Origin of the sequence: Pseudomonas sp. Sample_14 (assembly GCF_004307515.1) — a bacterium.
GTDB classification, from domain to species: domain Bacteria; phylum Pseudomonadota; class Gammaproteobacteria; order Pseudomonadales; family Pseudomonadaceae; genus Aquipseudomonas; species Aquipseudomonas atacamensis.
Window position 1 is genome coordinate 24,544 of sequence record NZ_RCOC01000060.1, and the last position, 26,664, is coordinate 51,207.

Here is a 26,664-nt window from a genome sequence, read left to right on the forward strand (position 1 = left end):
GACGCCGGGCAGCCTCGGCGCGATAGTGAGCAAGCACGGTCCGCGTCGCAGCCTGTGCTTTCTCTCTGCCACGGAGCTCGCTGTCATGAGTACCCCGATTGATCTCACTGCCCTGAAGGAACGTCAGAAAGTCGCTTGGGCCAGTGGCGACTACGCCGTGATCGGCACGACTTTGCAGATCGTCGGTGAAAGCCTCGCCGAGGCCTGCGATCTGCGCTGTGATGAACAGGTGCTGGATGTCGCCGCCGGTAACGGCAACGCCACCCTGGCAGCGGCGCGGCGCGGTTGTGTGGTGACCTCCACCGATTACGTCGCGGCACTGCTAGAGCGTGGTCAGGATCGCGCCCGGGCCGAACATCTGGAGGTGATTTTTCAGGTGGCCGATGCCGAGGCTTTGCCTTTTCCCGATGAAAGCTACGACGCCGTGTTGTCGACGTTCGGCGTGATGTTCGCGCCTGACCAGGTCAGCGCTGCTGCTGAGCTTGGGCGGGTCTGTCGGCGGGGCGGGCGGATCGGTATGGCCAACTGGACGCCGGAGGGCTTCGTCGGGCAGATGTTCAAGATTCTCGGCCAGCATCTGCCACCGCCCGCGGTTGCTCAGCCGCCATCGAACTGGGGCTCGGATGCGTGGCTGCACAAGCATTTCGATGACCGCGATTTTGTCGTACGCGTGACCCGCAGCCACTTCAATTTCCGCTACCGCTCGGCGGCGCATTTCATTGACATCTTTCGCCACTGGTACGGGCCGGTGCACAAGGCTTTTGCGGTGTTGTCGGCGGAGGCCGGACAGGCGCTGGAGGATGATCTGACAGAGTTGCTCAACCGGTCGAATCGCGGCGGGGAGGCGTCGCTGGTGGTGCCGAGTGAGTATCTGGAGGTGGTGATTACCAAGCGCTAGTCCACATCGGATTTCCTGGTCGATGAAGATCTCTGTGGGAGCGAGCCTGCTCGCGAAAGCGGTGTGCCAGCCAACCTTTATGTTGATGGAACCACCGCATTCGCGAGCAGGCTCGCTCCCACAGGGGGATGTGCTTATTTCAAATGGCTGCGATCAAACCACTCCAGCGCCGTGCGCCAGATGCAGATCCCCAGAAAATAAGCCGACATCAGCAACCACAAGCCCATTACCAGCGGATTGATCACCGGGTGATTGAGCACCAGCGACAGGCTGCACAACAGCCAGATCGCCGTCACCGCGATATTGATCGGCATGAAACGACGCACGCGGAACGGGTGCAGGAACTTCATCCGGGTCACCGTCAGCAATGCCAGACCGATCACGGTGAGAAAGGTGATCCACGGCCCCGGGCCGATGATGTACAGGCACAGCGCAACCACGTTCCAGGCCGCAGGGAAGCCGACAAAATAGTTGTCCTTGCTCTTCATGTTGACGTTGCAGAAGCAGAACAGCGACGACACCAGAATTACCGACACCGTCAGCAACAGGGTGTAATCGGGCAGGGGAATGTAGCGGTAGATAAACAGTGCCGGGATGAATACATAAGTCAGGTAATCGATGACCAGATCAAGGATCGAACCGTCGAAACTCGGCAGCACCGATTGCACATTGACCTTGCGCGCCAGTGCGCCATCGAGGCCGTCGACGATCAGCGCCACGCCCAGCCACATCAGGCAATGAATCGGCTGGTTTTCCAGCAGGGCGAGGGTGGCGAGGAAGGCGGTGACCACGCCAGTCGCGGTAAAACCATGGGCGCCCCATGCTTTGAGCCTGGCGATGTGTACGGTGGATATCACGGGGGCGTTCTCCAGAAAGTGAAGCAAGCCGGGTATCGCCCATCGTCAGAAAGGGCGTCGGCAAACCGGGTCGGGTTGCAGCTATCGACCGGTTTGGCCGGGATAAGGTTCACCACCCATGAATCTTAGCTGGCTCGCGGAAAATTTCTCGGGTGCGATTTCATCGGTGAGCCGGCGTCAGCCCAACGGTGCTGGCGCTATGGCTGCGTCGGTCTATCGTTGCCTGACGCAATCAGGCCGGAAAAGTCTTAGCGTCTGCACTCTGTTTAGCCAGCCCCAGCCAATTACTGGATGTGTCGTTACAAGCCCCGGCCGCTCCATCCGTCCGGGGCTTTTTTACCTCGATTGAATTTTTCCGCCGCCGTGTCGCTCTTCTGCATAACAGAACCCGTCTGCCATCGGTGTGCTCATGAACAGGAACCTCGACGATTACAACCGCATGCGTGATTTTTCCGCGACGTCGGAGCCGGCCGCAGTCAAGCGCTCGGGCCGTAAGTCGGCCAAGGATCATGCTTTGCAGTTCTGCATCCAGAAGCACGACGCTTCGCACCTGCATTACGACTTTCGCCTCGAACTCGACGGCGCCCTGAAGAGCTGGGCGGTGCCGAAGGGGCCGTCGCTGGACCCGTCGGTCAAGCGTCTGGCGATTCATGTCGAGGATCATCCGCTCGATTATGCGACGTTCGAAGGCAGCATTCCCGAGGGGCATTACGGCGCCGGTGATGTGATCGTCTGGGATCGCGGCGTGTGGATTCCGCTGGACGATCCGCACAAGGCCTATGCCAAGGGCCGACTGAAGTTCGAGCTTCAGGGCGAGAAGCTCGGCGGCGTTTGGAATCTGGTGCGTACGCACATGCCGGGCAAGAAAGAACAATGGTTCCTGATCAAGCATCAGGACAACGCCGCGCGACCGCAGGATGATTTCGACGTGCTGGTCGCCGAGCCCGACAGCGTGCTCAGTGAGCGCACGATTGTCGGCAAATCGGCGGCTGCTGCCGATAAAGCCAAACCGGTAAAAAAGGCCCCGGCCAAGCCGCGCAAGCAGGCGTCCGGGCAGCTCACCGGCGCGCGCAAGGCCAAGTTGCCGGCACTGATCAAGCCGGAACTGGCGACGCTGGTCGACAGCGCACCCGAAGGGCAGTGGAGCTACGAGATCAAGTTCGACGGCTACCGGATCATGGCGCGGATCAATCACGATGAGGTGCAGCTGTTCACCCGCAATGGTCACGACTGGACGCACAAGCTGCCGCAGCAGGCCAAGGCGCTGGCGGCATTGGGTCTGGAGTCGGCATGGCTGGACGGTGAAATGGTCGTGGCCAATGAGCAAGGCGTGCCGGACTTTCAGGCGTTGCAGAATGCTTTTGATGCCGGGCGCAGCGGCAACATTGTTTATTACCTGTTCGACGTGCCGTATCTGAATGGCGTCGACCTGCGGGACGTGCCGGTGGAAGAACGCCGCGCCGCGCTGAGCACCATCCTCGGCGCACAGAAAGAATCGTCAACGCTGCGCTTCTCCGAAGCCTTCGAAGAAACCCCGGACGCGCTGCTCAACAGCGCCTGCCAAATGCAGATGGAGGGCCTGATCGGCAAGCGGCTCGGCTCGCCTTATGTGTCGCGGCGCAGCGGCGACTGGATCAAGCTCAAGTGCAAACATCGCCAGGAATTCGTCATCGTCGGCTACACCGATCCGAAAGGCGCGCGCAGTGCCTTCGGTGCCTTGCTGCTCGGCCTGCACGACGCTGACAGCGGCGAGTTGCGCTATGCCGGCAAGGTCGGCACCGGTTTCAACGAAACCACATTGAAAAGCATCCTCGCCCAACTCAAGCCGTTGCAGACCAAAAGCGCCGCAGTGGTCAATCCGCCCAGCGGTTTCGAGGCCAAAGGTGTGCACTGGCTCAAACCCAAACTGCTGGCCGAAGTGGCATTCGCCGAGATGACCAAGGACGGCTCGGTGCGCCACGCCGTATTCCATGGTTTGCGCGATGACAAACCGGCCAAGGACATTACCGAGGAGCGAGCGAAGCCTGTGAAAGCTGCCAAGTACGAAAAGAACGAAAAAACCGAAAAGACCAAAACCGCCGACAAGCAGCCGGCAAAGAAAACCGCCGCCAGCAAAAAAGCCGAGACCGCACCGTCGCAATCAGGACTGGCCGGCGGCAAGGTACGCATTACCCACCCGGATCGGGTGATCGACGCCGTCAGCGGCACGACCAAAATGCAACTGGCGCAGTATTACGCCAGTGTCGCCGAATACATCCTGCCGCAACTCAAGGATCGCCCCGTGGCGTTGGTGCGTGCACCGGACGGCATTGCCGGCGAATTGTTCTTCCAAAAGAACGCCGAACGCCTGGCTATCCCGGGGATTACTGCACTAGACAAGGACATCACCGGCCAGCCAGTGATGATGATCAACAATCCCGAAGCGCTGGTCGGCGCGGTGCAGATGAGTACCGTCGAGCTGCACACCTGGAACGCTACAAAGGTGGATCTGGACAAGCCCGATCGTTTCGTCCTCGATCTCGACCCGGATCCGGCGCTGCCATGGAAAAGCATGGTTGAAGCCACCGCGCTGACCCTCACCGTGCTCGATGAGCTGGGCCTCAAAGCCTTCCTGAAAACCAGTGGCGGCAAAGGCATTCACTTGGTGGTGCCGTTGACGCGCAAGCATGGCTGGGACGAAGTGAAGGACTTCAGCCACGCCATCGTCAGCCATATGGCCAAGTTGCTGCCGGATCGTATTTCAGCGGTGTCCGGGCCGAAAAACCGCGTCGGGCGGATCTTCATCGATTACCTGCGCAACGGCCTCGGCGCCACCACCATTTGCGCCTACGCCGCACGGGCGCGGGAAGGCATGCCGGTGTCGGTGCCGCTGTACCGAGAGGAAGTCGCTGAAATCAAGGGCGGTAATCACTGGAACATCTACAACGTTCACGAGCGTCTGACCGAAGTCGGTGATGAGCCTTGGGCGGACATGAAGAAAACCCGCCAGACCATCACCGCCGAGATGCGCAAACGCGTCGGCATGAAAAAGTGATCAGGTGTCGCGCAGCAAGTCGTGGGCGTTGAGCAGTTCGAAGGCGATTTGCGGGTGGTTTTCCAAGCCCTTGCGAATCGCCGCCGGAATTGCCGCGCGAGTCTTGCGACACAGGCCTGGCAGCTCGTCGATCTGAATGGCGATACCGCGCATGGTGCGCACTTCGTTGAAACCGGGGGCGACGTCGACACGGATGCCGAGTTGCTCGTACATACGCTGTTGCAGGCGTTTGAGGTCGGCGAGGTCTTTGAGTTGTTCCAGGCGCGCCAGAAGAATTTTTTCCTCAGCGCGAGTCAAGCGCAGGATGCGCACATCCGCGCCGGGCGTTTCCAGCAACGGATCGCGCCCGCAGATGCAGGCGCCGGGAGGGCAGGGTGAGCGCAAGGGCACGGTGGTCGTCATGGCCTCCATCATAGAGGCCGTCGGACATGTTTGCCTATGCGCACTCAGCGGCCGTCCATCGGCCGCTGCTTCCCTCGTGACTACTGCTGCACGCCTTCGTATTGCACCAGAATGGCGTTGGCCAGGTCTTCATCACTGGCGTTCAAGCCAGGGTTGGCCTGGCGCACCTGTTGCAGTACCGACTCAAGATAAACCCCACGAATGGCCCCGCCGCTGGCGACGAATGCAGACACGTCGTCACGGGCCGGAATCACCATTTTGTCGTCCTTGAAGGTCGAGTAAAGCGACGCGGACACACCGGCCGAAGTGGCGACATCACCCGCGTCAACGCGGGCCAGCGCCGAACCGACCGGCAGGCAAAGCATAAGAGAAGAAATCAGGACTAACTTGCGCATGACGTGTTCCTCCACAAGCGCTAAGCAAAAAGGGAAGGGACTACATAACCTCAGAGGTGAACGGCGCGCGGGAGTTCCGTAGGCCGCAAAAACGTAGCGGCGAGGAACCGGGCAAAACCGGCAAGGGTCTACCGCTTGCCTGTATTGCCGAGAATCGACCCATGCTCGTCAGAGTCAGCGATAACGTTGCCCAACCGGCAGATACGCGGATCGAAGCGCTTTTGCTCGCTGGATTTGTCTGCCTGACCATCGCGCTCGGCCTGTTCCCGCGCAGCCGCGTCGACTGGCTATTGGAAAATGTCCTGGCGTTGGCGCTGGTGTTGACCCTGCTGCTGGCGCATCGGCGTTTTCGCCTGTCGACGCTGTCGCTGGGGATGCTCTTCACCTTCCTGTGCATTCATGAAGTCGGCGCGCATTACACCTATTCGCGGGTGCCGTACGATCAGTGGGGCACGCTGTTGGCCGGGGTCAGCGTCAACAAAGTTCTTGGCTTGGAACGCAATCACTATGATCGGCTGGTGCACCTTAGCTATGGATTGCTGCTGGTCTGGCCGATTCGCGAAGTGCTGCTGCGCCTGACGCCGTTGCGCGGCGCGTGGCTGGCGCTGTTGGCCCTGAATGTAGTGCTGGCGACGTCGGCGTTGTACGAATTGATCGAATGGGTCGGCGGCGCTTACCTGGGCGACGACACTGGCCAGGCCTTCGTCGGTGCGCAGAATGATCCTTGGGATTCGCAGAAGGACATGGCCCTGGCGCTGTTCGGCGCCGGGCTGTCCTTGCTGGTATTGACGCGCTGGCGCCGAGCGCCGCGGTGAGGGATCAGATCACCCCACAGGCCATGCGATCACCGCCACCGCCCAGAGGCTTGGGCATGTCGGAATGGTTATCGCCGCCGGCGTGAATCATCAGGGCGTGGCCCTTGATCTCGGCGATCTTCTTCAGGCGCGGCGCCAGCACCGGGTAGTTGGCGACACCATCAGCCATCACATATACCGCCGGCAGATCGCCCAGATGCCCGTTGGCGTAAGGGCCAAGGTGCTTGCCGGTTTTCGCCGGATCGAAGTGTCCGCCAGCGGCCAGTGCTGCGCCTTTGACGCCATCCTTGGTGCCCGCTTCGCAGCTGCCGTTTTCATGGACATGGAAACCGTGAATACCCGCTGGCAACGATTTCAAGTCCGGGGTGAACAACAGGCCGTACGGCGTCTCGCTGACAGTGACCGAGCCGATCGCCTGCGGCGCGCCGTCGGCGCTGACCAGATTGATTGCGACTTTCTCCGTTGCTGCCTGTGCGGTGCCGATTGCCAACGTGCCGAGCAGACCAAACCACAGTGCGCGTTTCATAAGCGTTTCCTTCAGCTGCATGAATGTTCGAAGCGCTGGATTGATAGCCTGCCGGGGTTAACCGGCGATGAAGGCAGTATCCAGCGGCGCTGCAAGGTGTGACCGGGTTCACGCTTGAAAAGTTTTGCCGGATTCAAGTCGCCGCTGACATCAGCCGATACGCTCTGTGTCGGCAGTTCCCTGCACATAGGCTTAACTGAAATCCGACAAGCGCAATCCAGCGTGCCCACGGGAGATTCAACGGTGTCGATCAAACTGCGTTTGGTGTTGCTGATTGCGACCAGCCTGCTGACGGCGCTGATCGTGAGTCTGGTCAGCTACGTCGGCAACCTGCGAATGGCCACGGCGGTCGGCGATAACACGGTGAGCATGAGCGCGCTGCGCAATCACATGGAAGCGGACATGATGCACGACGCCCTGCGCGCCGATGTCTATTCGGCGATGCTGGTCGGCCTGGGCAAAAGCACCGCCACCGCCACCGAGGTGCGCGATTCGCTCACCGAGCACGCCGGGCATTTTCGTGAAGTGCTGGATGACAACCTGAAGCTGCCGATCAACCCGCAGTTGCGCACGGCGCTGGAGCAGATCAAGCCGAGCCTCGATACCTACATCAAATCCGCCGAGCAGATCGTCGGCGTGGCGCTGGACAAGCCGGATGCCGCCCAACAGCAGCTCGGCACGTTCAATAGCGCGTTTACTCAGCTCGAAGAGCAGATGGGCGCGCTCAGCGAACTGATCGAAAACAACACCCTGCACACCAGCGAAGGCACCGAAGCGGCCATCCGCCACGCCAATCTTGCGCTGGCAGTGGTGCTGGTCGTCAGTCTGTTGCTGCTGCTGATTCAGGGGCGCTGGGTGATCCTGAGTATCATGGGGCCGCTCAAATCCGCCAGCCGCATCGCTGAAAGCATTGCCCATGGCAATCTCAGCGAACCAATTGTCGAGCCCGCCGGCAAGGACGAAGCCAGCGTTTTGATACGCACATTGGCGACCATGCAGCGCGATTTGCGCAACATGATTGACGTGGTCCGGCGCAACGCTCACGGCGTCAGTGGCATGAGCGAGCAGCTCAGCCAGGGCTGCCATCAGGTCGCCGACAGCAGCCAGCAGCAAAGCGTTGCCGCCGGCACCATGGCGGCCGCCGCCAGCCAGATGACCGCCAGTATCGAAGAAATCACCCGCCACGCCGAACGTGCCCTGAGCATGGCCAATCAGGCCGAAAACCTGGCCAAGGAGGGTGGCGGGGTGATTCATCAAGTGGTCAGCGACATGGACGACATCGCCCGCTCGGCACAGCAGTCGGCGCAGGTGATCCGCACGCTGGATCAGGAATCCGAGGCAATCTTCAACATCATTCAGGTGATCAAGAGCATCGCCGACCAGACCAACCTGCTGGCGCTCAACGCGGCGATCGAGGCAGCGCGGGCGGGTGAACAGGGCCGTGGTTTTGCCGTGGTCGCCGATGAAGTGCGCAGTCTGGCCGCACGCACCAGCGCTTCGACCCAGGAAATCGCCGCCATGGTCGCGCGCATCCAGAACAGCACGCGCGAGGCGGTCAGCAGCATGGAGGCGGGCGTGGCGCAGGTCGACAAGGGCATGGCGGTGACGGCGGAAGTCGAGCGGGCGATTCGCGAGATCCTCGACGCCACGCTGAACACCACGCAACTGGTCAACGACATCACCCGCACGATTGGCGAACAGAGCCAGGCCAGTAACGAGATCGCCCATCAGGTGGAAATGATTGCGGGAATGAGCGAGGGCAATAGCCGGGTGATCGGGCAGACGGCGACGACTACGGATGAGTTGTCGAATCTGGCGGGGCAGTTGGCGCGGTCGGTGGATCGGTTTCGGTTGTGATGTTGAGGTAGACCAGCTGGTTTTCCATTGCCTGAGCCAGCGCTTTCGCGAGCGGGCTCGCTCCCACAAGGTTCGCCAGTGTCGAGTCCTTTGTGGGAGCGAGCCTGCTCGCGAATAGGCCAGCTCGGGCAACACTGAATCAGGCCAATGTGCCCTCAATCAAAACCTGAACGCCTGCCGCCCAACCAACAACCATTTCCCACCCTGTTTCTGCCAGATCTGGAAATTCTCGATCTCGGTCGGAATCACCTCGGTCCCTTTCAACGCCTGTGCGGAGAAGTGGTGGCGCACTAATGCGGTATCGCCGGACATCGTGATGGTCTGCTTTTGCATCTCCAGGGTCTTGAATGCGCTGCGGCCGGTTTCGATGTCGGCGATGAATTCCTGCTTGTTCTGAATCTTGCCGCTGGAGTGGCCGTAGGTCAGGTTCGGCGCGGTCAGAGCGTTCAACTCGGCGATGTCTTTGTGCAGCATCGCCTGAGTCAGGTGATCAACTGCTTGGGCAACGTCCTTTTCCGCTGGGGCAGGGGCGGCCATGGCACAGGCGCTGAACGCGCAGAACAAGCCAATGAGGAGGCGGGATTTGGTCATGTTGTTTCCTTGTTGTTATTGGGTAGGGATGACTGGCTAGGTTCGTCAGTCATCGTACAACGTAGCAGGTTATTTTCTGCATGAACAACGAGCGGTTGGCACTGATTTATCAAGTTGCGATGCGCATCGCGCAAAAAACTTTGCAGGCCAATGCCTGATCGCAGTCATGTTTGATCGCCCATGGCCGATAAGCCCCTGAGCGGAAAAAGACTTTCAAGTCGGGAACAGACGCGCGGGTTCGCCCTGACGTGATATTCTCCGCGCCAAATTTGCTTTGACTTAATTCGGTTGGCTGGCCTTTCGGGCGGGCCGACGGGATCCCTGTCGCTCAAGCAGCTGAAGCCAATAACGATAAGAAGTCAGTTCAGAAGGGACATTAACTGAGGTCGATGCCACATGTCGGCCTTGTGTGCCCACCCGTCAATATTGAAGTGTGCCGGATTGCGCGACGCCAGCCTGAGCGTCAACACAGCGCAACGCAGACTGATAACAACGACGGGCGGAAGGCGTTTTATCATAGGTGCAACAGATGTTTAAGAAAGTGAACACAGCCTTGCTCGGTCTGGCTTTGGCGATGGGGATGTCGTCTGCCAATGCTGCCGAAGCCAAGAAAGTTGACGTCCTGCTGATCGGCGGCGGCATCATGAGCACCACCCTGGGTGTGTGGATCAATGAGCTGGAACCGACCTGGTCGATGGAAATGGTCGAGCGTCTCGATGGCGTCGCCCTGGAAAGCTCCAACGGCTGGAACAACGCCGGTACCGGTCACTCGGCCCTCGCCGAGCTGAACTACACCCCGGAAGACGACAAGGGCAACGTAACGATCCCGAAAGCTGTCGAGATCAACGAAGCGTTCCAGGTTTCCCGTCAATTCTGGGCCTGGCAGGTTCAGCAGGGCGTGCTGAAGAACCCTCGCTCGTTCATCAACACCACACCGCACATGAGCTTCGTGTGGGGCGATGACAACATCAAGTTCCTGAAAAAGCGCTACGAAGCCCTGCAGGCGAGCCCGCTGTTCGCCGGCATGCAGTACTCCGAAGACCCGGCGGTGATCAAGAAGTGGGTACCGCTGATGATGGAAGGGCGTGACCCGAACCAGAAAATCGCGGCCACCTGGAGCCCGCTGGGTACGGACATGAACTTCGGCGAAATCACCCGCCAGTTCGCCGCTCACCTGCAAACCAAACCCAACTTCGATCTGAAGCTGTCGAGCGAAGTCGAAGACATCACCAAGAACGCCGACGGCACCTGGCGTGTGAGCTACAAAAACCTCAAGGACGGCAGCAAGACCGAAACCGACGCCAAGTTCGTGTTCATCGGCGCTGGCGGCGGTGCCCTGCACCTGCTGCAGAAGTCGGGCATTCCGGAAGCCAAGGAATACGCAGGCTTCCCGGTTGGCGGTTCGTTCCTGGTGACCGAGAACCCGACGATTGCCGAGCAACACCTGGCCAAGGCCTACGGCAAGGCTTCGGTTGGCGCGCCACCGATGTCGGTTCCGCACCTGGACACCCGTGTTCTGGATGGCAAGCGCGTCATTCTGTTTGGCCCGTTCGCGACCTTCAGCACCAAGTTCCTCAAGGAAGGTTCGTACTTCGACCTGCTGACCAGCACCACCACCCACAACATCTGGCCAATGACCAAGGTCGGCATCAAGGAATACCCGCTGGTCGAGTACCTTGCCGGTCAGTTGATGCTGTCGGATGAAGACCGTCTGAACGCGCTGAAGGAGTACTTCCCGAACGCCAAAGCCGAAGACTGGCGTCTGTGGCAAGCCGGCCAGCGCGTGCAGATCATCAAGCGTGATGAAGCCGCTGGTGGCGTGCTGAAGCTGGGCACCGAGATCGTTGCTTCGCAAGACGGCTCGATCGCCGGCCTGCTGGGCGCATCGCCGGGCGCGTCGACCGCTGCACCGATCATGCTGAGCGTGCTGCAGAAAGTCTTCAAAGACAAAGTCGCATCCCCTGAGTGGCAGACCAAGCTGCACCAGATCGTGCCGAGCTACGGCACCCAGCTGAACAGCGATCCGGCCAAAGTGGCTGCAGAGTGGGCTTACACCGCGAAAATCCTCGAACTGCCGACGCCTCCAGCGATCGGTCAGGTAGCTGCTCCGGCGGCACCTGCGGCTGACAAAGCCGTAGCGCCGAAGGAAAACGCTGCACGTGACATGGCTCTGTAAGCAGAACCCTGACACACAAAAACCCACTGAACCGGCGACGGTCAGTGGGTTTTTTTATGCAGGGTGGATTCAGGCTTTTGCGGACGCGAGATAGGCACCGAGGCGCCGACCCATTTCTTCGCCCAGTGCCTGCAAGCCGCTCAGCGGCCGCACCATCACTTCGAACTCGACAATCTTGCCGTGTTCATCGAAGCGAATCATGTCGATGCCCTTGAGTTCCTTGCTGCCGACCCTGGCGCTGAATTCGAGAATCACATTCAGGCCATCCGCCGTCGCCAACTCGCGGTGATAGGCGAAATCTTCAAAGACTTCGAACACGGTGTTGAGGATCATCGCCACCACCGGCGCGCCGGGGTAGGGCGTGTGGGCCATGGGCGAGCGGAACACAGCTTGCGGATCGAGCAGTTCGGGCAGGGCTTTGAGATTGCCGCTGCGGATCATCCCGTGCCAGCGCTCGAGGGACGCGGCGACGTTGGGCTGCAAGGCGAGGTCGGGCATGGTCACTCCGGTTTTTTATTGTTGTCGGTCGGCATGACTGTAGATCAACCGCGCCGAAAGTGGATCCTCAAGTCTCAGCCTGAATACCGCTTCATGCCCGAAGCGGATCAGATGCGCATCTGATCCGTATTTTTCTGTTTCATCTGCCTCTGTATTCAGTACAGCCACAGGCTCAGAATGCCCCGGCAGTGTGGCCAATCACCCTCCGACCTCATCCCGCAGCGTCCGGTGCACCGCACACCCAGCCTCAAGGAGCGCAACATGTACAAGATGGCGATTTTTCTCGGCGGCTTTCTGACCTTGACCATTCTGATCGGCGTGCTGGCGACGATCTCTCCAGTCTGATCCGCACGCAGCTTTTTCGAACTCTGCCGATCTCCTGCTTTCAGTTGCAGAACAGGGCCAGCACGCGCCCGTCACTGAAAGTTCGAGGAGTGAAACATGCGTACGACAACCTCACAGGGACGTTGGGTTCCTATCGGTTTGATGGTCGCCGCATTGACCGGTTGCGCCATGAGCAACACCGATTCGCCGGTGCAGACACCCGGCCAGGCCAAGGCGTCCGACACGGAAATGCTCGAAGTCGGCGCACAGTGGTTGCAGGACAAACCGCCGATCCGCGCGTTGAACATGTACCTCGATGGTTTCCATTTTTACAACGGTCATCCCGGCGCGCAGATGGAAGCGCACCACTACTGCTCGGCGCTCAACGAAGAAGTGTTCCAGTGTGTGATCTACGACGGCAACACCGCTGAAGCCAAGCTGATGGGCGTCGAATACATCATCAGCCAGCGCCTGTTCACGCAATTGCCGGCAAAAGAGAAAGCCTTGTGGCACAGCCACGCTCACGAAGTCAGTTCTGGCCAGTTGGTCGCGCCGGGCATCCCGCAAGTGGCAGAAACGCGCTTGATGGAAAAACTCGCCAATACCTACGGCAAGACCTGGCACACCTGGCACACCGATCAGGACAAGCAACTGCCGCTGGGCGTGCCGCAGCTGATGATGGGCTTTACCGCTGACGGTCAGGCCGATGCGCAAATGATCCGCCAGCGCGATCAGCGTCTGGGCATTGATAGCGCCGAAAAGAAAAAGGCCCGCGCCGGGATCAAACCGGCGCCTGTCGCAACGGGGGCTGATGCGTGGCAGAAGGGTAATGTCATCCAGCTCAACGACCCGACCGGCCATCAACACGTCATGCCGCGCCCGGCCACGCCAAGCGATGAGAATGCGCGGAGTCAGCCGTGATTTACGGCGCGCCGAACAGCATCGTCCAGTAAACGCCGTCGTCGCTGCGCGCTTCGCTGGCGAAGCCGGCGCCGACCTGAGTGAACATCGGGTTCATCAGGTTGGCGCAGTGGCCCGGGCTGGCCAGCCAGCCGGCCATGGCTTTGCCTGGTGAGCTTTGTCCCGCAGCGATATTTTCCCCGACCTGGCGGCCGCGATAACCGGCAGCACGGGCGCGGTCGGCCGGCATGTCACCGTCGGGATCGCGGTGGGCGAAATAATTGCCGTAAGCCATGGCTTTGCTGTGGCCCTGAGCCGCTGCGCCGAGGGCGGCATTCCAGCTCAATGGCCGCGCGGCGGCAAAGCGCTGGCGGCCGCACATACGCGGCCGGGCGCGGGCAGCGTTGACCTCGGCGAGCAGCGCCTTGCCGACGCTGCGGTTGTCACCGACGCGGCTGTCGAGCACCGGTTGCGCCAGCACCACCTGCCATTGATTGCGCGAATGGCTGATGCCGATGTCGGCGTAGTTCGCATCCAGCAAGGCGCCGCAATAATCGCTCTGCAACTGATCGAAGGCCTCGTCGGCGTCTTCGGCTCCGATAATGCGGATGCTGCGCACCGTGATTGCTGAATAGCCGGAAGACTTCAACGCCTCGCGCATGCCGCCGCCGTAGCGATAGCCGATCGGCAAGGCCAGATTCGATTTCAAAGCCAAAGGCGCCAGACGCTGCGCAGGGCGACGGTCGCAGCGCTGCGGATGGGCGCGGTAATCATTGATGGCGGCCACCAGCTCGCGCTCCGCACTGGCGTGGGCGGATTCAGTGAACAAAGGAAACAGGATCAGCAGGCACAGAGAAACGAAGCGAGACGAACGAACGGCGTGGCGCATGGGACGGACAGCTCTGAAAGGGGACAGCGCTAGAGTGAGGGAGCCGTGTGTGGCGGCGCGGATAGGACTGGGTTTTTTGGACTTGGTTCAGTGGCGGCAATGCAATTGAATTGCTGTTGTTTGAACCGCTGCCTTCGCGAGCAGGCTCGCTCCCACATCGCGCTTACGGCGTACTCGGAACAACTGTGGGAGCGAGCCTGCTCGCGAAGACGCCGCCCCGGTCGACCCCTCTATCACTGGCAAACAACCACTAGCGATTCAACACATCCCCCATCCACCGCAAATACTCCCCCCGCTCGGAAATGGAGTTATGCCCCGAGTCCGGCACCACCTTCAGCGTCGCCACGCCCGCAGGAAAACTCTCGAACAAGCGCTGCGTGCTGCTGCGTCCAATCACGTCGTCATCGCTGGCCGCCAACAGCAACGTCGGCGTGCGGATATGCGCCGCGTACTTGCCCGATTCAAAACGATCCTTGAGCAACCACTTCACCGGCACCCACGGGTATTGCCGTGCGGCGATTTCCTCGAGGCTGTTAAACGGCGTCACCAGAATCAGATTCTGCACCGGCCGCTGACTGGCCAGGCGCACCGCCACCCCCGAACCGAGGCTGCGACCGACCACGGCGACCTGCGGATGAGTGGCATAGACCTGATCGAACAACGCCAGTGCATCTTCGGCGATCGCGGCTTCCGATGGCGAGCCGGTGCTCCCAGCAAAGCCCCGGTAATGAAGGAAATACAGCGCGTAGTCAGGAAACGCCTCAGTGAATTCCGGCAGATTTCGCGATACGTCCTCGGCATTGCCGCCGAAATAAATCAGTGCGCGCGATCCGCTGCGCTCTCGGGTTGTCACCCAGACCTCGGCATCCGGCATCGACAGTTTCATTCGCGAGTCCGCTGTAACCACGGCGGCAGGCTGGGGAAACCAGATCAGCGAGCGCTGAAACACGAACAGCGCGGCGCACAGCACCAGGTACACGGCAATGATGAAAACGACGAGTGACATCAGGGTTCGGGACATTCGGCTACTTTTAACGGGGAGAAAGGTTGGCTGTGGCAGTGTAGTTCAGCGACTGCGCCTGACAGCCGGCGCACACACCGTGCAACAGATCCGCGCAGCAGGAGGACTCGCATGCGCCACACTGAGGGTTACTCACGTCGCCGCTTGCTCACGCTGGCTGCCCAAGCTGCGGCGCTGCTCACCATTGATCGGGCATTGGCCGGCAGCGTAGCGCCGACCGCCACTGCGCCGCCCACGGCAGGAGACCAGACCATGCAGACCCGCGCCATCCCTTCCAGCTCCGAGGCACTGCCCATGGTCGGGTTGGGCACCTATCGCGGTTTCGACGTCGCGCCGGGCGATCCGGTTTACCGGCAGTTGCCCGCCGTCCTCGAAGCGCTGTTCAGGAAGGGCGGCACGCTGATCGACAGCTCACCCATGTACGGCCGCGCCGAGCAGACCACCGGTGAACTGCTGTCGATTCACGAACCGCGCTCGCCGGCGTTCCTCGCCACCAAGGTGTGGACGCGCGGGCGCGAGGAGGGCATCGCGCAGATGGAGCAGTCGTTCAGACTGCTGCAAACCGAGCGCATCGACCTGATGCAGATTCACAACCTGCTCGACTGGCAAACCCACTTGCCGACCCTGCGCGAATGGCAGGAGCAGGGGCGGATTCGCTACATCGGCATCACCCATTACACCTCGTCGGCCTATGACGATGTCGAGGCCGTGCTGAAAGCCGAGAAGCTGGATTTTCTGCAAATCAACTACGCTCTGGATGATCGTGCGGTCGAGAAACGCATCCTGCCGCTGTGCCGCGAGCGTGGGGTCGCGGTGATTTGTAATCGGCCGTTTGGCGGCGGTGATTTGCTCGCCCGGCTCAAGGGCAAGCCGCTGCCGGCGTGGGTCTCGGATGTACAGGTCAACAGCTGGCCGCAACTGGCACTGAAATTTCTCCTGGCGCATCCGGCGGTGACCTGTGTGATTCCCGGCACCAGCAATCCGCGCTACATGGCTGACAACGCCGGAGCCGGTTTTGGGCCGATGCTGACCGATGCGCAGCGGCATCAGTTGATTGCGTTGCTGGGCTGAGCCGGGTCAACCGCGATAGCGCAACGCCTCCAGCAACAACGCAAACGCTGGCGCTGCCTGGCGCCGGCTCGGGTAGTACAGGTGATAACCGGAAAATGTCGGGCACCAGTCTCCCAGCACCTGGACCAGGCGACCGTCCGCCAGAAAAGGCGCGACGACGTTTTCCGGGATGTAGCTCAGCCCGAAACCGTCCAGCGCGGCGTCGAGCAATGGGTACACACCATTCAGGGTGACCTGGCCGGAGACGCGCACCTTCAGGCTTTCACCGTCCTTTTCGAACTCCCACGAATACAGCCCGCCATTGGTTGGCAGGCGAAGGTTGTTACAGGCGTGGTCGGTCAGGTCGCGCGGGGTTTGCGGCGGATCGCGCCGGGCGAAGTAGGCGGGGGAGCCGACTACGGCCATGCGCATGTCCGGACCGATACGGGTGGCGATCATGCCTTGGGCGACGTCTTCGCCCAGGCGCACACCGGCATCGAAGCCCTGGCCGGCGATGTCGACGAAACCATAGTCACAGCAAACCTCGACGGACACATCCGGGTACTGCGGCAGGAAATCCTGCAACACCGGACGCAGGATCCAGTTCAGCGAATGGTCGGTGGCGCTGATGCGGATCTTGCCCGCCGGGGTTTCACGCAGGTTGCTCAGGGCGGCCAGTTCCACCTCGATTTCCTCGAAGCGCGGGCCGATGGTTTGCAGCAAGTGTTCGCCGGCCTCGGTCGGCGACACGCTGCGCGTGGTGCGGGTCAGCAGGCGCAGGCCGAGTCGCGCCTCGAGGCTGCGAATGGTGTGGCTGAGCGCCGATTGCGACACGCCGAGTTTGGCCGCAGCCTTGGTGAAACTGCGTTCACGGGCGACGGCGAGAAAGGCGAGCAGGTCGGTGGCGTTTTCACGAAGCATTGATGATCGTCCTGCATAAGTTTTTTCGGATTCTAGTCGATTATCCAAAGAGTGCGGATCGCTACAGTGGTTGAATCATTTATCGGAGGAAACGCCATGAACCCGATTGCTGCTTCCGCACTGACGCTCTCGCTGCTGGCTGGTGAGGTGCAGGCCACTGAAAATCCGCGTGTCACGGTCACACCGAATGGCTCGCAACCGTCGGCGAAAGGACCGGCTGACTGGTTTACCGGCACGGTGCGGGTGGATGCGCCGTTCAAAGGCACCGATGAGGCGCGGATCAGCGGCGCGACCGTGACGTTCGAGCCGGGCGCGCGAACTGCATGGCATACCCATCCGCTGGGGCAGACATTGATCGTCACCTCGGGGGCAGGCTTCGTGCAGGAGTGGGGCCAGCCGGTGCGTGAAATCCGCTCGGGCGATACCGTGTGGATTGCCCCGGGCGCCAAACATTGGCACGGGGCAGCACCGACGACGGCGATGAGTCATATCGCGATCGCCGAAGTGCTGGATGGCAAGGTGGTGGACTGGATGGAGCAGGTCAGTGATGAGCAATATCCAAAGATCGAGTGAAACCGCGCCCCTCACCCCAGCCCTCTCCCGAGGGAGAGGGAGTCGATTGGGGGACGCTCGAGACGTTCGGCATTCTGCAAGCGTGGTGGTGAATCCACTCGACCCCTAGCGCCCCATGCAAGTGCGCTAACAGCATGCCACTCACCCCAGGCGTCTCCCGGGGGAGTGGGAGCCGACCGAGGTGTCTTGCGATGTGCATCGACCTGAACTTGCCGTTGCGATTATGGATACACAGAAGACTTTCACGTCGCTGCACATCCTGAATATACCCGGATCGGTCCCCTCTCCCTTTGGGAGAGGGCTAGGCGGGCGGCGTTCCGATGAGGGGCTTTTCGCTTCAGATCATCTCCGGCAACGAATCAAGAATCTTGTCCAGCGTAATCGGATACTCCCGCACCCTCGCGCCGGTGGCGTTGTAGATCGCATTCGCCACCGCCGCACTCACGCCGCAAACTCCCAATTCACCCACGCCCTTGGCCTTCATCGGCGACGAAATCGGATCGGTTTCTTCGAGGAAAATCACTTCCTGATGCGGTATGTCGGCGTGCACCGGCACTTCGTATCCGGCGAGGTCATGGTTGACGAAAAAGCCCAGGCGCTTGTCCACCGCCAGTTCTTCCATCAACGCCGCGCCGACGCCCATGGTCATCGCGCCGATGACCTGACTGCGCGCCGACGTCGGGTTGAGAATTCGCCCCGCAGCGCAAACTGCCAACATGCGCCGTACGCGAACTTCGCCAGTGGCGGCATCGACGGCGACTTCGACGAAGTGCGCGCCGAAGGTCGATTGCTGATACTTCTCGGCCAGATCACCGAATTCGATGCTGTCCTCGCCGACCAATGCGCCGCCTTCAGCCGCGTTGCGCAGCGGCAGGCTCTTGCTGCCGACGCGCACCTGACCATCGGCGAACTCCGCCTGATCCGCCGCCAGCCCCAGCTTCTGCGCCACCGCTTCGCGCAGTTTCACGCACGCAGCGTAGACCCCGGCGGTCGAGCAGTTGCCGCCGAACTGGCCACCGGAACCGGCCGACACCGGGAAGTCCGAATCGCCCAGACGCACCACCACATCATGGAGACCAACGCCCATCATCTCGGCAGCGGTCTGCGCGATGATCGTGTAGCTGCCGGTACCGATGTCGGTCATGTCCGTTTCGACAACCACCTTGCCGTCGCGCTCCAGGCGTACGCGGGCGCCGGACTTGACCAGTAGGTTGTTGCGAAACGCCGCCGCCACGCCCATGCCGATCAGCCACCGGCCTTCACGACGGCTGCCCGGTTGCGCCTTGCGCTGATCCCAGCCGAATTTCTCCGCGCCGATCTGCAGGCATTTGACCAGTTGGCGTTGGGAGAACGGCCGCTCGGTTTTCACCGGGTCGACTTGTGTGTCGTTAGCGATGCGGAACAGCACCGGGTCCATCTTCAGTTGTTCGGCCATTTCGTCCATGGCGATTTCCAGCACCATCAGCCCCGGCGCTTCACCCGGCGCGCGCATGGCGTTGCCTTCAGGCAGGTCGAGCGGTGCGAGGCGCATGCTGACGCGGCGGTTTTCTGCGGCGTAGAGCAACTGGCTCGGTTGCGCGGCCAGTTCGACCTTGCCGTCAGCGAGGTTGCCTGACCAGCCTTCATGGGCGATGGCGGTCAGTTTGCCGTCCGCCGTGGCGCCCATGCGGATGCGCTGAATCGTTGCCGGGCGATGGGTGGTGTTGTTGGCCATTTGCGGGCGGGCGAGGGCGACTTTCACCGGCCGCCCCGCCATGCGCGCGCCGAGAGCGGCGAGGATCACGTCGGCGCGGATGAACAGCTTGCCGCCGAAACCACCGCCGATGTACGGCGAGACCAATCGGACTTTTTCCTTCGGCAGGCCGAGGGTTTTCGCGATGTCACCGACACTCCAGGCGACCATCTGGTTCGAAGTCCACACGGTCAGATGATCGTTTTTCCACGCGGCGAGTGTGGCGTGCGGTTCCATCATCGCGTGGGACTGGTCTGGTGTGGTGTAGGTCTGATCGAACTGCACCGGCGCGGCGGTGAAGGCCTTGTCGAAGTCGCCGTGATTGACGTCCGGCAGCTCGTCTTTCGGCTCGACGCCGAGGTCTTTGACGCTGGCCAGATCGAACTTGCCTTCGCTGGTCTCGTAATCGACCCTGACCAGTTGCGCGGCGGCGCGGGCCTGTTCGAAGGTTTCGGCAACCACCAATGCAACGGCTTGCTGGTAGTGCTGCACTTCGGGACCGGCGAGCAGATGCGCGGCGTTGTAATCGCCTTTGTCGAGCTTGCCGGCATTCTCGGCAGTGACGATTGCGAGTACGCCGGGCGCGGCTTTGGCTTCGTCGAGATGAATGGCTTTGATCCGCCCTTTGGCGATCGCCGAATCGACCATGAATCCGTAGGCCTGATTGGCCGCCGCTTCATGTTGTTCGTAGGCATAAGTGGCCTGGCCGCTGGTTTTCAACGGGCCTTCGATGCGCTCGGTGGGCTGGCCGACGACCTTCAGGCGGTCGATGGGATTGGTGGTGGCGGGCGTGTCGAATTTCATGCGGTTTCCCTCGCTTGCGCCAACACCGAAGCCAGCGTGCGCTCGACCAGTGTCAGTTTGAATTGGTTGTCATCGGTGGGTGTAGCGCCTTCGAGCAGGCGTTCGCTGACCGCTTTGGCGCCCTTGGGCAACAGCGCTTCAGCGGCTTCGACCCGCCACGGTTTCGGCGCAACGCCGCCGACGGCGACACGGCCCGTGCCGTCCTTTTGCAGGATCAGACCGACTGAAACAAGGGCAAACGCGTAGGACGAGCGATCCCGCACCTTGTGATAAATGTGCGTGCCGCCGACCGGTGCCGGCAGGGTCACGGCGGTAATGAATTCGCCGGGCGTAAGGCTGGTTTCGATATGCGGCGTGCTGCCCGGCAACTGATGGAAATCGGCCATGGGAATGCTGCGCGTGCTGCCGTCAGGCTTGACCGTTTCGATCTGCGCATCCAGCGCGCGCATGGCGATGGCCATGTCGCTCGGGTGGGTGGCGATGCAAGCGTCGCTGACGCCGATTATTCCGAGTTGCCGGGTCACGCCACCGATCGCCGCGCAGCCACTGCCGGGGTTGCGTTTGTTGCAGGCTTGATGGGTGTCGTAAAAGTACGGGCAGCGGGTGCGTTGCAGCAGGTTGCCGGCGGTGGTCGCCATGTTGCGCAACTGCCCGGAGGCCCCGGCGAGCAAGGCGCGGGAGAGCAGGGCGTAGTCCTTGCGCACGCGCGCGTCGGCGGCCAGATCAGTGTTGCGCACCAGCGCGCCGATGCGCAGTCCGCCTTCGGGTGTTGCTTCGATCTGGTCCAGGCCGAGGTGGTTGATGTCGATCAGGTGTACCGGGGTTTCGATGTCGAGTTTCATCAGGTCGAGCAGGTTGGTGCCGCCGGCGATGAACTTGGCGCCCTCGACTTGCGCAGCCTGGGAAGCGGCTGCGGCAGGCGAGTCGGCGCGGCTGTAATTGAAGGCTCTCATGCCGGCACCTCCGCGACTTCAGTGATGGCTTCGATGATGTTCGAGTAAGCGCCACAGCGGCAGATATTGCCGCTCATGCGCTCCTGCAGTTCGGCGGCAATCAGTTTCGGCGGCTCGGTCAGGCTCGGGCTGACGTGGCTGGGAATGCCGTCGCGGATTTCTTTGAGCACAGCGACCGCCGAGCAGATCTGCCCAGGGGTGCAATAGCCGCACTGGTAACCGTCGTGCTTGATGAACGCGGCCTGCATCGGGTGCAGCTTGTCCGGCATGCCGAGGCCTTCGATGGTGGTCACGTCACTGCCGTCGTGCATGACTGCGAGGGTCAGGCAGGAATTGATCCGCCGACCGTCGGCGATCACCGTGCAGGCGCCGCACTGGCCGTGGTCGCAGCCTTTTTTGGTGCCGGTCAGGTGCAGGTGTTCGCGCAGGGCGTCGAGCAGCGTGGTGCGGGTGTCTACTTCGAGGGTTTGCGGTTTACCGTTGACTTGCAGGGTCACTTTACTCATGGCCGGTTGCTCCAGACTGGCCGCGTAGGCCTTGAGGCTGATAAAGGGGGGCATGGCGAACGCCGTCGCGGTTACGGCGCCGAGGATCATGAAGTTGCGTCGGGAAATCGGCATGGTTCGATTCCTTTTCTCTCATCGGGCGGCAGGATTGCAAAAGGCCCAAACGGGCGCGCCGGCATGCATGCCAGTCTCGTAAAAGGAGTGACCGCAGCGGGAGGGAAAAGGTTTTGTCGGATTTGCGCTAAAGAGTTATGTGCGCAGCTCATCAATAGACCCGTGGGAGCGAGCCTGCTCGCGAAAGCGTCGGGTCAGACCCAGCCGCTGCTGGATGTGCCGACCTCTTCGCGAGCAGGCTCGCTCCCACAGTGGAGTTATGTTTTTCAGTTATGGCCCACCCACCACCATCGAGGTAAACGGTGCGACATACGCCTGCAACGTCACCAGCCCGCCGACCAGGATCGCCAGCACGATCGAGTGAAAAAACACGTAACGCAGGATCTCGCCCTCATGCCCATACCAACGGGTCGCGGTGGAGGCGACGACGATCGACTGCGCGTCGACCATTTTGCCCATCACCCCACCGGAACTGTTCGCAGCGGCCATCAGCACCGGGCTGATACCCAGCTGTTCCGAGGTCACCCGTTGCAAGCCGCCAAACAGCACGTTCGAAGCCGTGTCGGAACCGGTCAGCGCCACCCCCAGCCAGCCGAGCAGCGTGCCGAACATCGGGTAGAAAATCCCCGTCGCCGCAAACGCCAGGCCCATGGTCGCATCCAGCCCCGAATAGCGCGTGAGGAAGCCCAGCGCGAGCATCGCCGCAATCGTGATCAACGAAAATCGCACCACCCACAACGTGCGCAGGTACTGCTTGATCAGTTGCGGGATCGAATAACCCATCAGCAGACCGCCAACAATCGCCGCCAGCAAAATCCCGCTGCCGGTCGCGGTCAGCCAGGTGAACTTGTAAATCGCTTCCTCGGCTTTCGGCGCCGCGACAACCGGCGGTACTTTCTCGATTTGCAGATGCAGACCGGTGAAGGTCACCGCCGGGGCGAAAATCGGATTGGCCTCGCGCACCGGTTTGCCTTGCGGGTCGAGCTTGGCCGATTGCGTGACCGGGTCGATCACCGGTCGCGTATCGAACATGTTCTTGAAGCCCTGCGTGCCCCAGGCAAAAACGAACACCGTGAGAATGATCCACGGCATCCAAGCCCGCATCACTGCCGGACGCGCCTGATCGCTGAACGCGGCGCTGGCGGTGACTGTCTCTTCGTCGACCTTGGAGTTGTCGACGCGCCCGGACAACGCTGCCGAGGTGTGGATGGTCGCCGGTTTCCACACCTTGAGGAACAGCGTCAGGCAGGCCATGGAAATCAGCGCAGCGATGACGTCCACCAGCATCGGCCCGTGGTAGTTGGACACCAGAAATTGCGGGATGGCGAAACTCACCCCTGCCACCAGAATCGCCGGCCACACTTCGAGCATCTTGCGCCACCCGGCAAACGCCCAGATCAACCAGAACGGCACCAGCACCGAGAAGAACGGCAGCTGCCGCCCGACCATCATCGACAGCTCCATCTCGTCCAGCCCGGTGACTTTGGCCAGGGTGATGATCGGCGTGCCCAGCGCACCGAAAGCCACGGGCGCAGTGTTGGCGATCAGCGCCAGACCCGATGCGGCCAATGGCGAAAAACCCAGGCCGATCAGAATCGCCCCGGTCACCGCTACCGGCGTGCCAAAGCCTGCCGCACCTTCGAAGAATGCACCAAAGCAGAAGGCGATCAGCAGCAACTGCAAGCGTCGATCATCGGTGATCCGCGCGAGGGAATCCTGCAGCACTTTGAACGAACCGTTTTCGGTGGTCAGGCGATGCAGAAAGATGATGTTGAGCACAATCCAGCCGATCGGCAGCAAGCCATTCGCCGCGCCGAATAACGCCGCCGAACCGGCCATGCCCGCCGGCATGTCGAAGGCGAAAATCGAGATCAGCAGGGCGGACGCCAGCGCCAACAGCGCCGCCAGATGCGCCTTGACGTGAAAGAACGCCAGCGCCGCGAGCATCACCACCACCGGCACTGCGGCCATCAGCGTGGAGAGTACCGGGTTGCCGAACGGGTCGTAGATTTGCTGCCAGACCATGATCCACCTCTGCTTATTGTTATTGAGGGCGCAGATCCATTGCATGGGGGTAGGTTGCAAGCAGTATAGGTGGCGTTACGCCGCTGTTCGGCTGCGACGAACGAGCCGACAAACGGTCGATAGTGGCCACTGAATCAACGCGTTTTTGCCCGGTCGTATCTGCGGCTGCGCGCACTGCGTCCCGAAGACGCGGGCAGCGTGGCGATTTCCGTCGTCAAGACCTTGGGTTTTAGGGAAGTGTTGAATGAAGCAAGCGACAACGATGCTGCTCACTGTGACCGCCGCCGTATTGCTCAGCGGCTGTATTGCGGATTTTGATGATGACCACCGCCATGGCCGGCACTACGACCGCGACCATGGCCGCTATTACGACCATGATCGGCGCTGGGACGACCGCGATGACGACCGCCGCGATGGCCGTCGTTATCACCGTGATCGCGATGATGACTGATTGAGTGAAGAGGGCGTTCCCGTCAAAGGAACGCCCTCTGTGCATCAGCTTTCAGTTGAAAAAACGAGCGTTCGCCTGGACGCGGGATCGCGCAGGCAGCGAGGCCTCGTGATCGAGCAAATGGGTGGCGAGTATGTCGCTCAGAAAACGGAACTGATCGTTGAGGCCGACCACTTCATTGCTGAAATGGTTGCTGGCGGCGGGCATCAGCAGATCGTCGAAATCCTTGTTGAACACCAGCGTCTGCGCCTTGCGCGGCACGACGTGCTGTTGATAGTAGTTGCTGCCGAACACCGGGAAACTCACGGAGAGGGTGACTTGGGTGTGGATCATGGTGTGAACGCCTCGTTGTGTTTCGGATGGGTCAATCGTGCCTTTCATCATGGGAGGGCGGAAGGCAATCGTGGCGATGGTGGATATCGATGGTGGTGATGGTTGAGTTTTGTGGTGCTGCTGCTGGCGCCTTCGCTAGCAGGCTCGCTCCCACAGGTGCAACACATTTCAAATGTGGGAGCGAGCCTGCTCGCGAAGAGGCCGGAACCTTCAGCATCGAAATCGACTGACCCACCTATACTCAAACCTGCCCCTCCCCAAGCCAAAGGACACCACCACCGTGAACCCACGAGCGCTGGTCGTCGCCGCACTGCTTTTGCTGGCCGGCTGCGCCACCTCGGCCCGGGCACCGGTGAGTGCGCCGCAGGCGGTGGTGGTGTCGGCGCAAACCTGGCAGCAGATCGACCGCGAGATCCTCAGCGCTTCGCAGCAGGCCACCGAGCAGGTCAAGCTGTTCGCCCGTGGCTCGATGGAACATTGGCGCACTCGGGTCTATCAGCAAACTGAAGAAAATTTCATCCCCTGGTTCAGCAGCTACTGGACCCAGGAATGGCTGTCGATGAAGGTCAGTTGGTACACGATCAGCGCCGGCGGCGAGCAGGACGCTTCGGCGAAACGGCTGGCGGCGTATCTGCTTGAGCAATATCAGGAAAAAGTCCTTGCGCCGGTCGCCGTGGAGATCGATCCGGATGCGATCCTGGCGCAGGCCACGGCGTTCTACGCGCAATTGATGGCGCAGCAGATGCCGCTCATCGCCCAGCGTCATGGTGTGCCGATTGCGCAGCTCAACGGGCGCTTGCAGAAGATCCCGGCCATCGCCCTCGGCCCGCCGCCGGCGCGGGATGCGTCGCTGTTCAAAGTCATCAGCACCGAGCCGCTCAACACCCTCCCGGCGTACGCCGCACTGATCGACAAGATCCACACCGACGGCGGCGCCAAGGGCATTTCCTCCACCGACGCGGCGATGGCCCCGGTGGCCAAGCGCGCCAGCCAGCGCATCGAAGCCGAAATGGCCCCGCGCGGCGCCGCCAGTGCAGTGGCGGCAGCGGCGGGTAAACTCGCCGGGGCGATGATTTCGGTCGGCGTGGCCGGCATACGCGCAATCATCCAGGCCAACGACCGCCCCGACAGCGAAGCGCTGATCCGCAGCAGCCTCGGCAACACCTTCGACAAGGCCTGGCAGAAGCTGCTGCAGAATCCGACAACGGGGGTGATGGCCGGCACGCTGCACATGGCCGGGCAGGTCGAAGGTAATCTGGGCGTGAGTGAACCAACGTCTATCGGTGTGAGCGCTGTGCCATAGCGCTTGTACCTGCGAAGTTTTGTTGGCGGCGGTCGCGCCCGGATCAGAGCGGATGCTAGTCTTGCGCAACGCTGTTGTCAGGGAGCCCACATGGGCAATCACAAGATCGAAATTCGCCGCAGTAACGTCGAGAAAATCCTGCTGGCGGCGGAAAAGGTTTTCGCCGAAAAAGGCTTCGGCAGCACCGCCATGGCGGACATCGCTGCCGAAGTGCAGTTGCCGCGTTCCAATCTGCATTACTACTTCAGCACCAAGAGCGAGCTGTACAGCGCAGTGCTGTTCGATCTGCTGGAAGTGTGGAAGCAGGACGCCCTGTGCTTCGAGATGTTCGACGACCCGCGCGTGGTGCTGAGCAGTTACATCCGCGCCAAGATGAACCACTCACGCAGCCGGCCCTATGGCTCGAAGGTCTGGGCCAACGAGATCATCCACGGCGCGCCGACCTTGGGCGAGGCGCTGGATGCGAGCCTGTATGACTGGGCGAAGATGAAGGAAGCGAAGATTCGCCAGTGGGTCGAGGACAAGCGGATTCTGCCGGTGGAGCCGTCGGGTTTGCTGTACATGATCTGGGCGTCGACCCAGCATTACGCCGACTTTGATCATCAGGTGAACATTCTCAATGATCACCAGCCGTTGTCGGATATGCAGTTCGAGCGGGCGGTGCAGACCGTGACGGGGGTGATTTTGCGCGGGATCGGGCTGGAGCCTTGAAGAGC

Annotated in this window: 26 protein-coding genes; 12 read left to right on the top strand and 14 right to left on the bottom strand. The window is 61.3% G+C overall.

Annotated elements, in window-relative coordinates; translation table 11 throughout:
* Positions 1 to 85 precede the first annotated feature (85 nt).
* Positions 86 to 898: a class I SAM-dependent methyltransferase gene (locus D8U61_RS13975; RefSeq protein WP_130927132.1), complete on the top strand. Its 813-nt coding sequence runs from the start codon at positions 86 to 88 to the stop codon at positions 896 to 898.
* A 134-nt stretch (positions 899 to 1,032) separates the two neighbouring features.
* Here the strand turns inward: D8U61_RS13975 and pcsA are convergent, their stop codons facing one another.
* The gene (pcsA, locus tag D8U61_RS13985) at positions 1,033 to 1,755 is read right to left on the bottom strand and encodes a phosphatidylcholine synthase (RefSeq protein ID WP_016775154.1); all 723 of its coding nucleotides are present in this window, start codon (positions 1,753 to 1,755) and stop codon (positions 1,033 to 1,035) included.
* 409 nt (positions 1,756 to 2,164) lie between these two features.
* Between pcsA and ligD the strand changes: the two genes are divergently transcribed.
* Positions 2,165 to 4,789, top strand: a complete 2,625-nt coding sequence (gene ligD, locus D8U61_RS13990; protein ID WP_130927133.1) for a DNA ligase D — start codon at positions 2,165 to 2,167, stop codon at positions 4,787 to 4,789.
* Here ligD and D8U61_RS13995 read toward each other — a convergent pair whose 3' ends face one another.
* Together D8U61_RS13995 and D8U61_RS14000 are read right to left on the bottom strand one after the other, a co-directional pair.
* Positions 4,790 to 5,191 carry a hypothetical protein gene (locus tag D8U61_RS13995; RefSeq protein WP_174823844.1) on the bottom strand — a complete coding sequence of 134 codons (402 nt, stop codon included), beginning with the start codon at positions 5,189 to 5,191 and terminating at the stop codon, positions 4,790 to 4,792.
* Positions 5,192 to 5,271: 80 nt separating this feature from the next.
* Positions 5,272 to 5,586 (bottom strand): DUF2388 domain-containing protein, encoded by a 315-nt coding sequence (locus D8U61_RS14000; RefSeq protein WP_016775151.1) that lies wholly within the window; start codon positions 5,584 to 5,586, stop codon positions 5,272 to 5,274.
* Between the two features lie 161 nt (positions 5,587 to 5,747).
* Here D8U61_RS14000 and D8U61_RS14005 point away from each other — a divergent pair, with 161 nt between their 5' ends.
* Entirely contained in the window at positions 5,748 to 6,401 is a 654-nt protein-coding gene (locus tag D8U61_RS14005; protein WP_130927134.1) for a DUF2238 domain-containing protein, read from the top strand.
* Between the two features lie 4 nt (positions 6,402 to 6,405).
* Here the strand turns inward: D8U61_RS14005 and sodC are convergent, their stop codons facing one another.
* The gene (gene sodC / locus D8U61_RS14010; protein ID WP_110600990.1) at positions 6,406 to 6,927 is read right to left on the bottom strand and encodes a superoxide dismutase family protein; all 522 of its coding nucleotides are present in this window, start codon (positions 6,925 to 6,927) and stop codon (positions 6,406 to 6,408) included.
* Between the two features lie 243 nt (positions 6,928 to 7,170).
* On the opposite strand from sodC, the gene D8U61_RS14015 reads away from it, so the two are divergent.
* The gene (locus tag D8U61_RS14015; RefSeq protein WP_130887969.1) at positions 7,171 to 8,784 is read left to right on the top strand and encodes a methyl-accepting chemotaxis protein; all 1,614 of its coding nucleotides are present in this window, start codon (positions 7,171 to 7,173) and stop codon (positions 8,782 to 8,784) included.
* Between the two features lie 159 nt (positions 8,785 to 8,943).
* Here the strand turns inward: D8U61_RS14015 and D8U61_RS14020 are convergent, their stop codons facing one another.
* The gene (locus tag D8U61_RS14020; RefSeq protein ID WP_125926925.1) at positions 8,944 to 9,375 is read right to left on the bottom strand and encodes a nuclear transport factor 2 family protein; all 432 of its coding nucleotides are present in this window, start codon (positions 9,373 to 9,375) and stop codon (positions 8,944 to 8,946) included.
* A 529-nt stretch (positions 9,376 to 9,904) separates the two neighbouring features.
* Between D8U61_RS14020 and mqo the strand changes: the two genes are divergently transcribed.
* Complete coding sequence (gene mqo / locus D8U61_RS14025) at positions 9,905 to 11,551, top strand: malate dehydrogenase (quinone) (protein ID WP_024013303.1); 1,647 nt, start codon at positions 9,905 to 9,907, stop codon at positions 11,549 to 11,551.
* Positions 11,552 to 11,620: 69 nt separating this feature from the next.
* On the opposite strand, the gene D8U61_RS14030 is transcribed toward mqo, so the two are convergent.
* Positions 11,621 to 12,049, bottom strand: coding sequence for a nuclear transport factor 2 family protein (locus D8U61_RS14030; protein ID WP_024013302.1), 429 nt, complete (start codon positions 12,047 to 12,049; stop codon positions 11,621 to 11,623).
* A 177-nt stretch (positions 12,050 to 12,226) separates the two neighbouring features.
* Here D8U61_RS14030 and D8U61_RS27810 point away from each other — a divergent pair, with 177 nt between their 5' ends.
* Both D8U61_RS27810 and D8U61_RS14040 read left to right on the top strand, forming a co-directional pair.
* The gene (locus D8U61_RS27810) at positions 12,227 to 12,394 is read left to right on the top strand and encodes a hypothetical protein (RefSeq protein ID WP_024013301.1); all 168 of its coding nucleotides are present in this window, start codon (positions 12,227 to 12,229) and stop codon (positions 12,392 to 12,394) included.
* A 141-nt stretch (positions 12,395 to 12,535) separates the two neighbouring features.
* Complete coding sequence (locus D8U61_RS14040) at positions 12,536 to 13,294, top strand: OBAP family protein (RefSeq protein WP_225914459.1); 759 nt, start codon at positions 12,536 to 12,538, stop codon at positions 13,292 to 13,294.
* Between the two features lies 1 nt (position 13,295).
* Here the strand turns inward: D8U61_RS14040 and D8U61_RS14045 are convergent, their stop codons facing one another.
* Both D8U61_RS14045 and D8U61_RS14050 read right to left on the bottom strand, forming a co-directional pair.
* The gene (locus tag D8U61_RS14045; protein WP_125926928.1) at positions 13,296 to 14,162 is read right to left on the bottom strand and encodes a CAP domain-containing protein; all 867 of its coding nucleotides are present in this window, start codon (positions 14,160 to 14,162) and stop codon (positions 13,296 to 13,298) included.
* 250 nt (positions 14,163 to 14,412) lie between these two features.
* Positions 14,413 to 15,183 carry an alpha/beta fold hydrolase gene (locus D8U61_RS14050; protein ID WP_130927135.1) on the bottom strand — a complete coding sequence of 257 codons (771 nt, stop codon included), beginning with the start codon at positions 15,181 to 15,183 and terminating at the stop codon, positions 14,413 to 14,415.
* 111 nt (positions 15,184 to 15,294) lie between these two features.
* On the opposite strand from D8U61_RS14050, the gene D8U61_RS14055 reads away from it, so the two are divergent.
* Positions 15,295 to 16,254 carry an aldo/keto reductase gene (locus tag D8U61_RS14055; protein WP_177433333.1) on the top strand — a complete coding sequence of 320 codons (960 nt, stop codon included), beginning with the start codon at positions 15,295 to 15,297 and terminating at the stop codon, positions 16,252 to 16,254.
* 6 nt (positions 16,255 to 16,260) lie between these two features.
* On the opposite strand, the gene D8U61_RS14060 is transcribed toward D8U61_RS14055, so the two are convergent.
* Positions 16,261 to 17,154 carry a LysR family transcriptional regulator gene (locus D8U61_RS14060; RefSeq protein WP_130927136.1) on the bottom strand — a complete coding sequence of 298 codons (894 nt, stop codon included), beginning with the start codon at positions 17,152 to 17,154 and terminating at the stop codon, positions 16,261 to 16,263.
* Positions 17,155 to 17,250: 96 nt separating this feature from the next.
* On the opposite strand from D8U61_RS14060, the gene D8U61_RS14065 reads away from it, so the two are divergent.
* Complete coding sequence (locus D8U61_RS14065; RefSeq protein WP_130927137.1) at positions 17,251 to 17,727, top strand: cupin domain-containing protein; 477 nt, start codon at positions 17,251 to 17,253, stop codon at positions 17,725 to 17,727.
* Positions 17,728 to 18,064: 337 nt separating this feature from the next.
* Here D8U61_RS14065 and paoC read toward each other — a convergent pair whose 3' ends face one another.
* The 4 genes from paoC to D8U61_RS14085 all read right to left on the bottom strand — a co-directional run bounded on the left by paoC (position 18,065) and on the right by D8U61_RS14085 (position 23,861).
* Positions 18,065 to 20,263 carry an aldehyde oxidoreductase molybdenum-binding subunit PaoC gene (gene paoC / locus D8U61_RS14070; protein WP_130927138.1) on the bottom strand — a complete coding sequence of 733 codons (2,199 nt, stop codon included), beginning with the start codon at positions 20,261 to 20,263 and terminating at the stop codon, positions 18,065 to 18,067.
* Positions 20,260 to 21,216 (bottom strand): xanthine dehydrogenase family protein subunit M, encoded by a 957-nt coding sequence (locus D8U61_RS14075; protein ID WP_125926933.1) that lies wholly within the window; start codon positions 21,214 to 21,216, stop codon positions 20,260 to 20,262. The genes paoC and D8U61_RS14075 overlap by 4 nt, the downstream gene beginning before the upstream one ends.
* On the bottom strand, positions 21,213 to 21,836 hold the full coding sequence (gene paoA / locus D8U61_RS14080; RefSeq protein WP_110645584.1) for an aldehyde dehydrogenase iron-sulfur subunit PaoA: 624 nt from the start codon (positions 21,834 to 21,836) through the stop codon (positions 21,213 to 21,215). Before paoA ends, D8U61_RS14075 begins: the two co-directional genes overlap by 4 nt.
* Before the next feature lie 270 nt (positions 21,837 to 22,106).
* On the bottom strand, positions 22,107 to 23,861 hold the full coding sequence (locus tag D8U61_RS14085; RefSeq protein WP_056789178.1) for an L-lactate permease: 1,755 nt from the start codon (positions 23,859 to 23,861) through the stop codon (positions 22,107 to 22,109).
* Positions 23,862 to 24,105: 244 nt separating this feature from the next.
* Between D8U61_RS14085 and D8U61_RS14090 the strand changes: the two genes are divergently transcribed.
* Entirely contained in the window at positions 24,106 to 24,312 is a 207-nt protein-coding gene (locus tag D8U61_RS14090) for a hypothetical protein (protein WP_016775135.1), read from the top strand.
* A 51-nt stretch (positions 24,313 to 24,363) separates the two neighbouring features.
* Here the strand turns inward: D8U61_RS14090 and D8U61_RS14095 are convergent, their stop codons facing one another.
* The gene (locus tag D8U61_RS14095) at positions 24,364 to 24,645 is read right to left on the bottom strand and encodes a hypothetical protein (RefSeq protein WP_024013293.1); all 282 of its coding nucleotides are present in this window, start codon (positions 24,643 to 24,645) and stop codon (positions 24,364 to 24,366) included.
* 280 nt (positions 24,646 to 24,925) lie between these two features.
* Here D8U61_RS14095 and D8U61_RS14100 point away from each other — a divergent pair, with 280 nt between their 5' ends.
* Together D8U61_RS14100 and D8U61_RS14105 are read left to right on the top strand one after the other, a co-directional pair.
* Positions 24,926 to 25,948, top strand: coding sequence for a hypothetical protein (locus tag D8U61_RS14100; protein ID WP_130927139.1), 1,023 nt, complete (start codon positions 24,926 to 24,928; stop codon positions 25,946 to 25,948).
* A 90-nt stretch (positions 25,949 to 26,038) separates the two neighbouring features.
* Complete coding sequence (locus D8U61_RS14105) at positions 26,039 to 26,659, top strand: TetR/AcrR family transcriptional regulator (protein WP_024013291.1); 621 nt, start codon at positions 26,039 to 26,041, stop codon at positions 26,657 to 26,659.
* Positions 26,660 to 26,664 lie beyond the last annotated feature (5 nt).

Bases quoted from the DNA above. Each gene is read 5' to 3' on its own strand.
- D8U61_RS13995 (WP_174823844.1), bottom strand. From the start codon at position 5,191: ATGACGACCACCGTGCCCTTGCGCTCACCCTGCCCTCCCGGCGCCTGC.
- D8U61_RS14055 (WP_177433333.1), top strand. From the start codon at position 15,295: ATGCGCCACACTGAGGGTTACTCACGTCGCCGCTTGCTCACGCTGGCT.
- D8U61_RS14050 (WP_130927135.1), bottom strand. From the start codon at position 15,183: ATGTCCCGAACCCTGATGTCACTCGTCGTTTTCATCATTGCCGTGTAC.
- D8U61_RS14045 (WP_125926928.1), bottom strand. From the start codon at position 14,162: ATGCGCCACGCCGTTCGTTCGTCTCGCTTCGTTTCTCTGTGCCTGCTG.
- D8U61_RS14065 (WP_130927137.1), top strand. From the start codon at position 17,251: ATGAACCCGATTGCTGCTTCCGCACTGACGCTCTCGCTGCTGGCTGGT.
- D8U61_RS14085 (WP_056789178.1), bottom strand. From the start codon at position 23,861: ATGGTCTGGCAGCAAATCTACGACCCGTTCGGCAACCCGGTACTCTCC.
- D8U61_RS14075 (WP_125926933.1), bottom strand. From the start codon at position 21,216: ATGAGAGCCTTCAATTACAGCCGCGCCGACTCGCCTGCCGCAGCCGCT.
- D8U61_RS14105 (WP_024013291.1), top strand. From the start codon at position 26,039: ATGGGCAATCACAAGATCGAAATTCGCCGCAGTAACGTCGAGAAAATC.
- D8U61_RS14040 (WP_225914459.1), top strand. From the start codon at position 12,536: ATGGTCGCCGCATTGACCGGTTGCGCCATGAGCAACACCGATTCGCCG.
- D8U61_RS14060 (WP_130927136.1), bottom strand. From the start codon at position 17,154: ATGCTTCGTGAAAACGCCACCGACCTGCTCGCCTTTCTCGCCGTCGCC.
- sodC (WP_110600990.1), bottom strand. From the start codon at position 6,927: ATGAAACGCGCACTGTGGTTTGGTCTGCTCGGCACGTTGGCAATCGGC.
- D8U61_RS14095 (WP_024013293.1), bottom strand. From the start codon at position 24,645: ATGATCCACACCCAAGTCACCCTCTCCGTGAGTTTCCCGGTGTTCGGC.
- D8U61_RS14020 (WP_125926925.1), bottom strand. From the start codon at position 9,375: ATGACCAAATCCCGCCTCCTCATTGGCTTGTTCTGCGCGTTCAGCGCC.
- D8U61_RS14030 (WP_024013302.1), bottom strand. From the start codon at position 12,049: ATGCCCGACCTCGCCTTGCAGCCCAACGTCGCCGCGTCCCTCGAGCGC.
- mqo (WP_024013303.1), top strand. From the start codon at position 9,905: ATGTTTAAGAAAGTGAACACAGCCTTGCTCGGTCTGGCTTTGGCGATG.
- ligD (WP_130927133.1), top strand. From the start codon at position 2,165: ATGAACAGGAACCTCGACGATTACAACCGCATGCGTGATTTTTCCGCG.
- D8U61_RS13975 (WP_130927132.1), top strand. From the start codon at position 86: ATGAGTACCCCGATTGATCTCACTGCCCTGAAGGAACGTCAGAAAGTC.
- D8U61_RS14000 (WP_016775151.1), bottom strand. From the start codon at position 5,586: ATGCGCAAGTTAGTCCTGATTTCTTCTCTTATGCTTTGCCTGCCGGTC.
- D8U61_RS14090 (WP_016775135.1), top strand. From the start codon at position 24,106: ATGAAGCAAGCGACAACGATGCTGCTCACTGTGACCGCCGCCGTATTG.
- paoA (WP_110645584.1), bottom strand. From the start codon at position 21,836: ATGCCGATTTCCCGACGCAACTTCATGATCCTCGGCGCCGTAACCGCG.
- D8U61_RS27810 (WP_024013301.1), top strand. From the start codon at position 12,227: ATGCCCCGGCAGTGTGGCCAATCACCCTCCGACCTCATCCCGCAGCGT.
- paoC (WP_130927138.1), bottom strand. From the start codon at position 20,263: ATGAAATTCGACACGCCCGCCACCACCAATCCCATCGACCGCCTGAAG.
- D8U61_RS14005 (WP_130927134.1), top strand. From the start codon at position 5,748: ATGCTCGTCAGAGTCAGCGATAACGTTGCCCAACCGGCAGATACGCGG.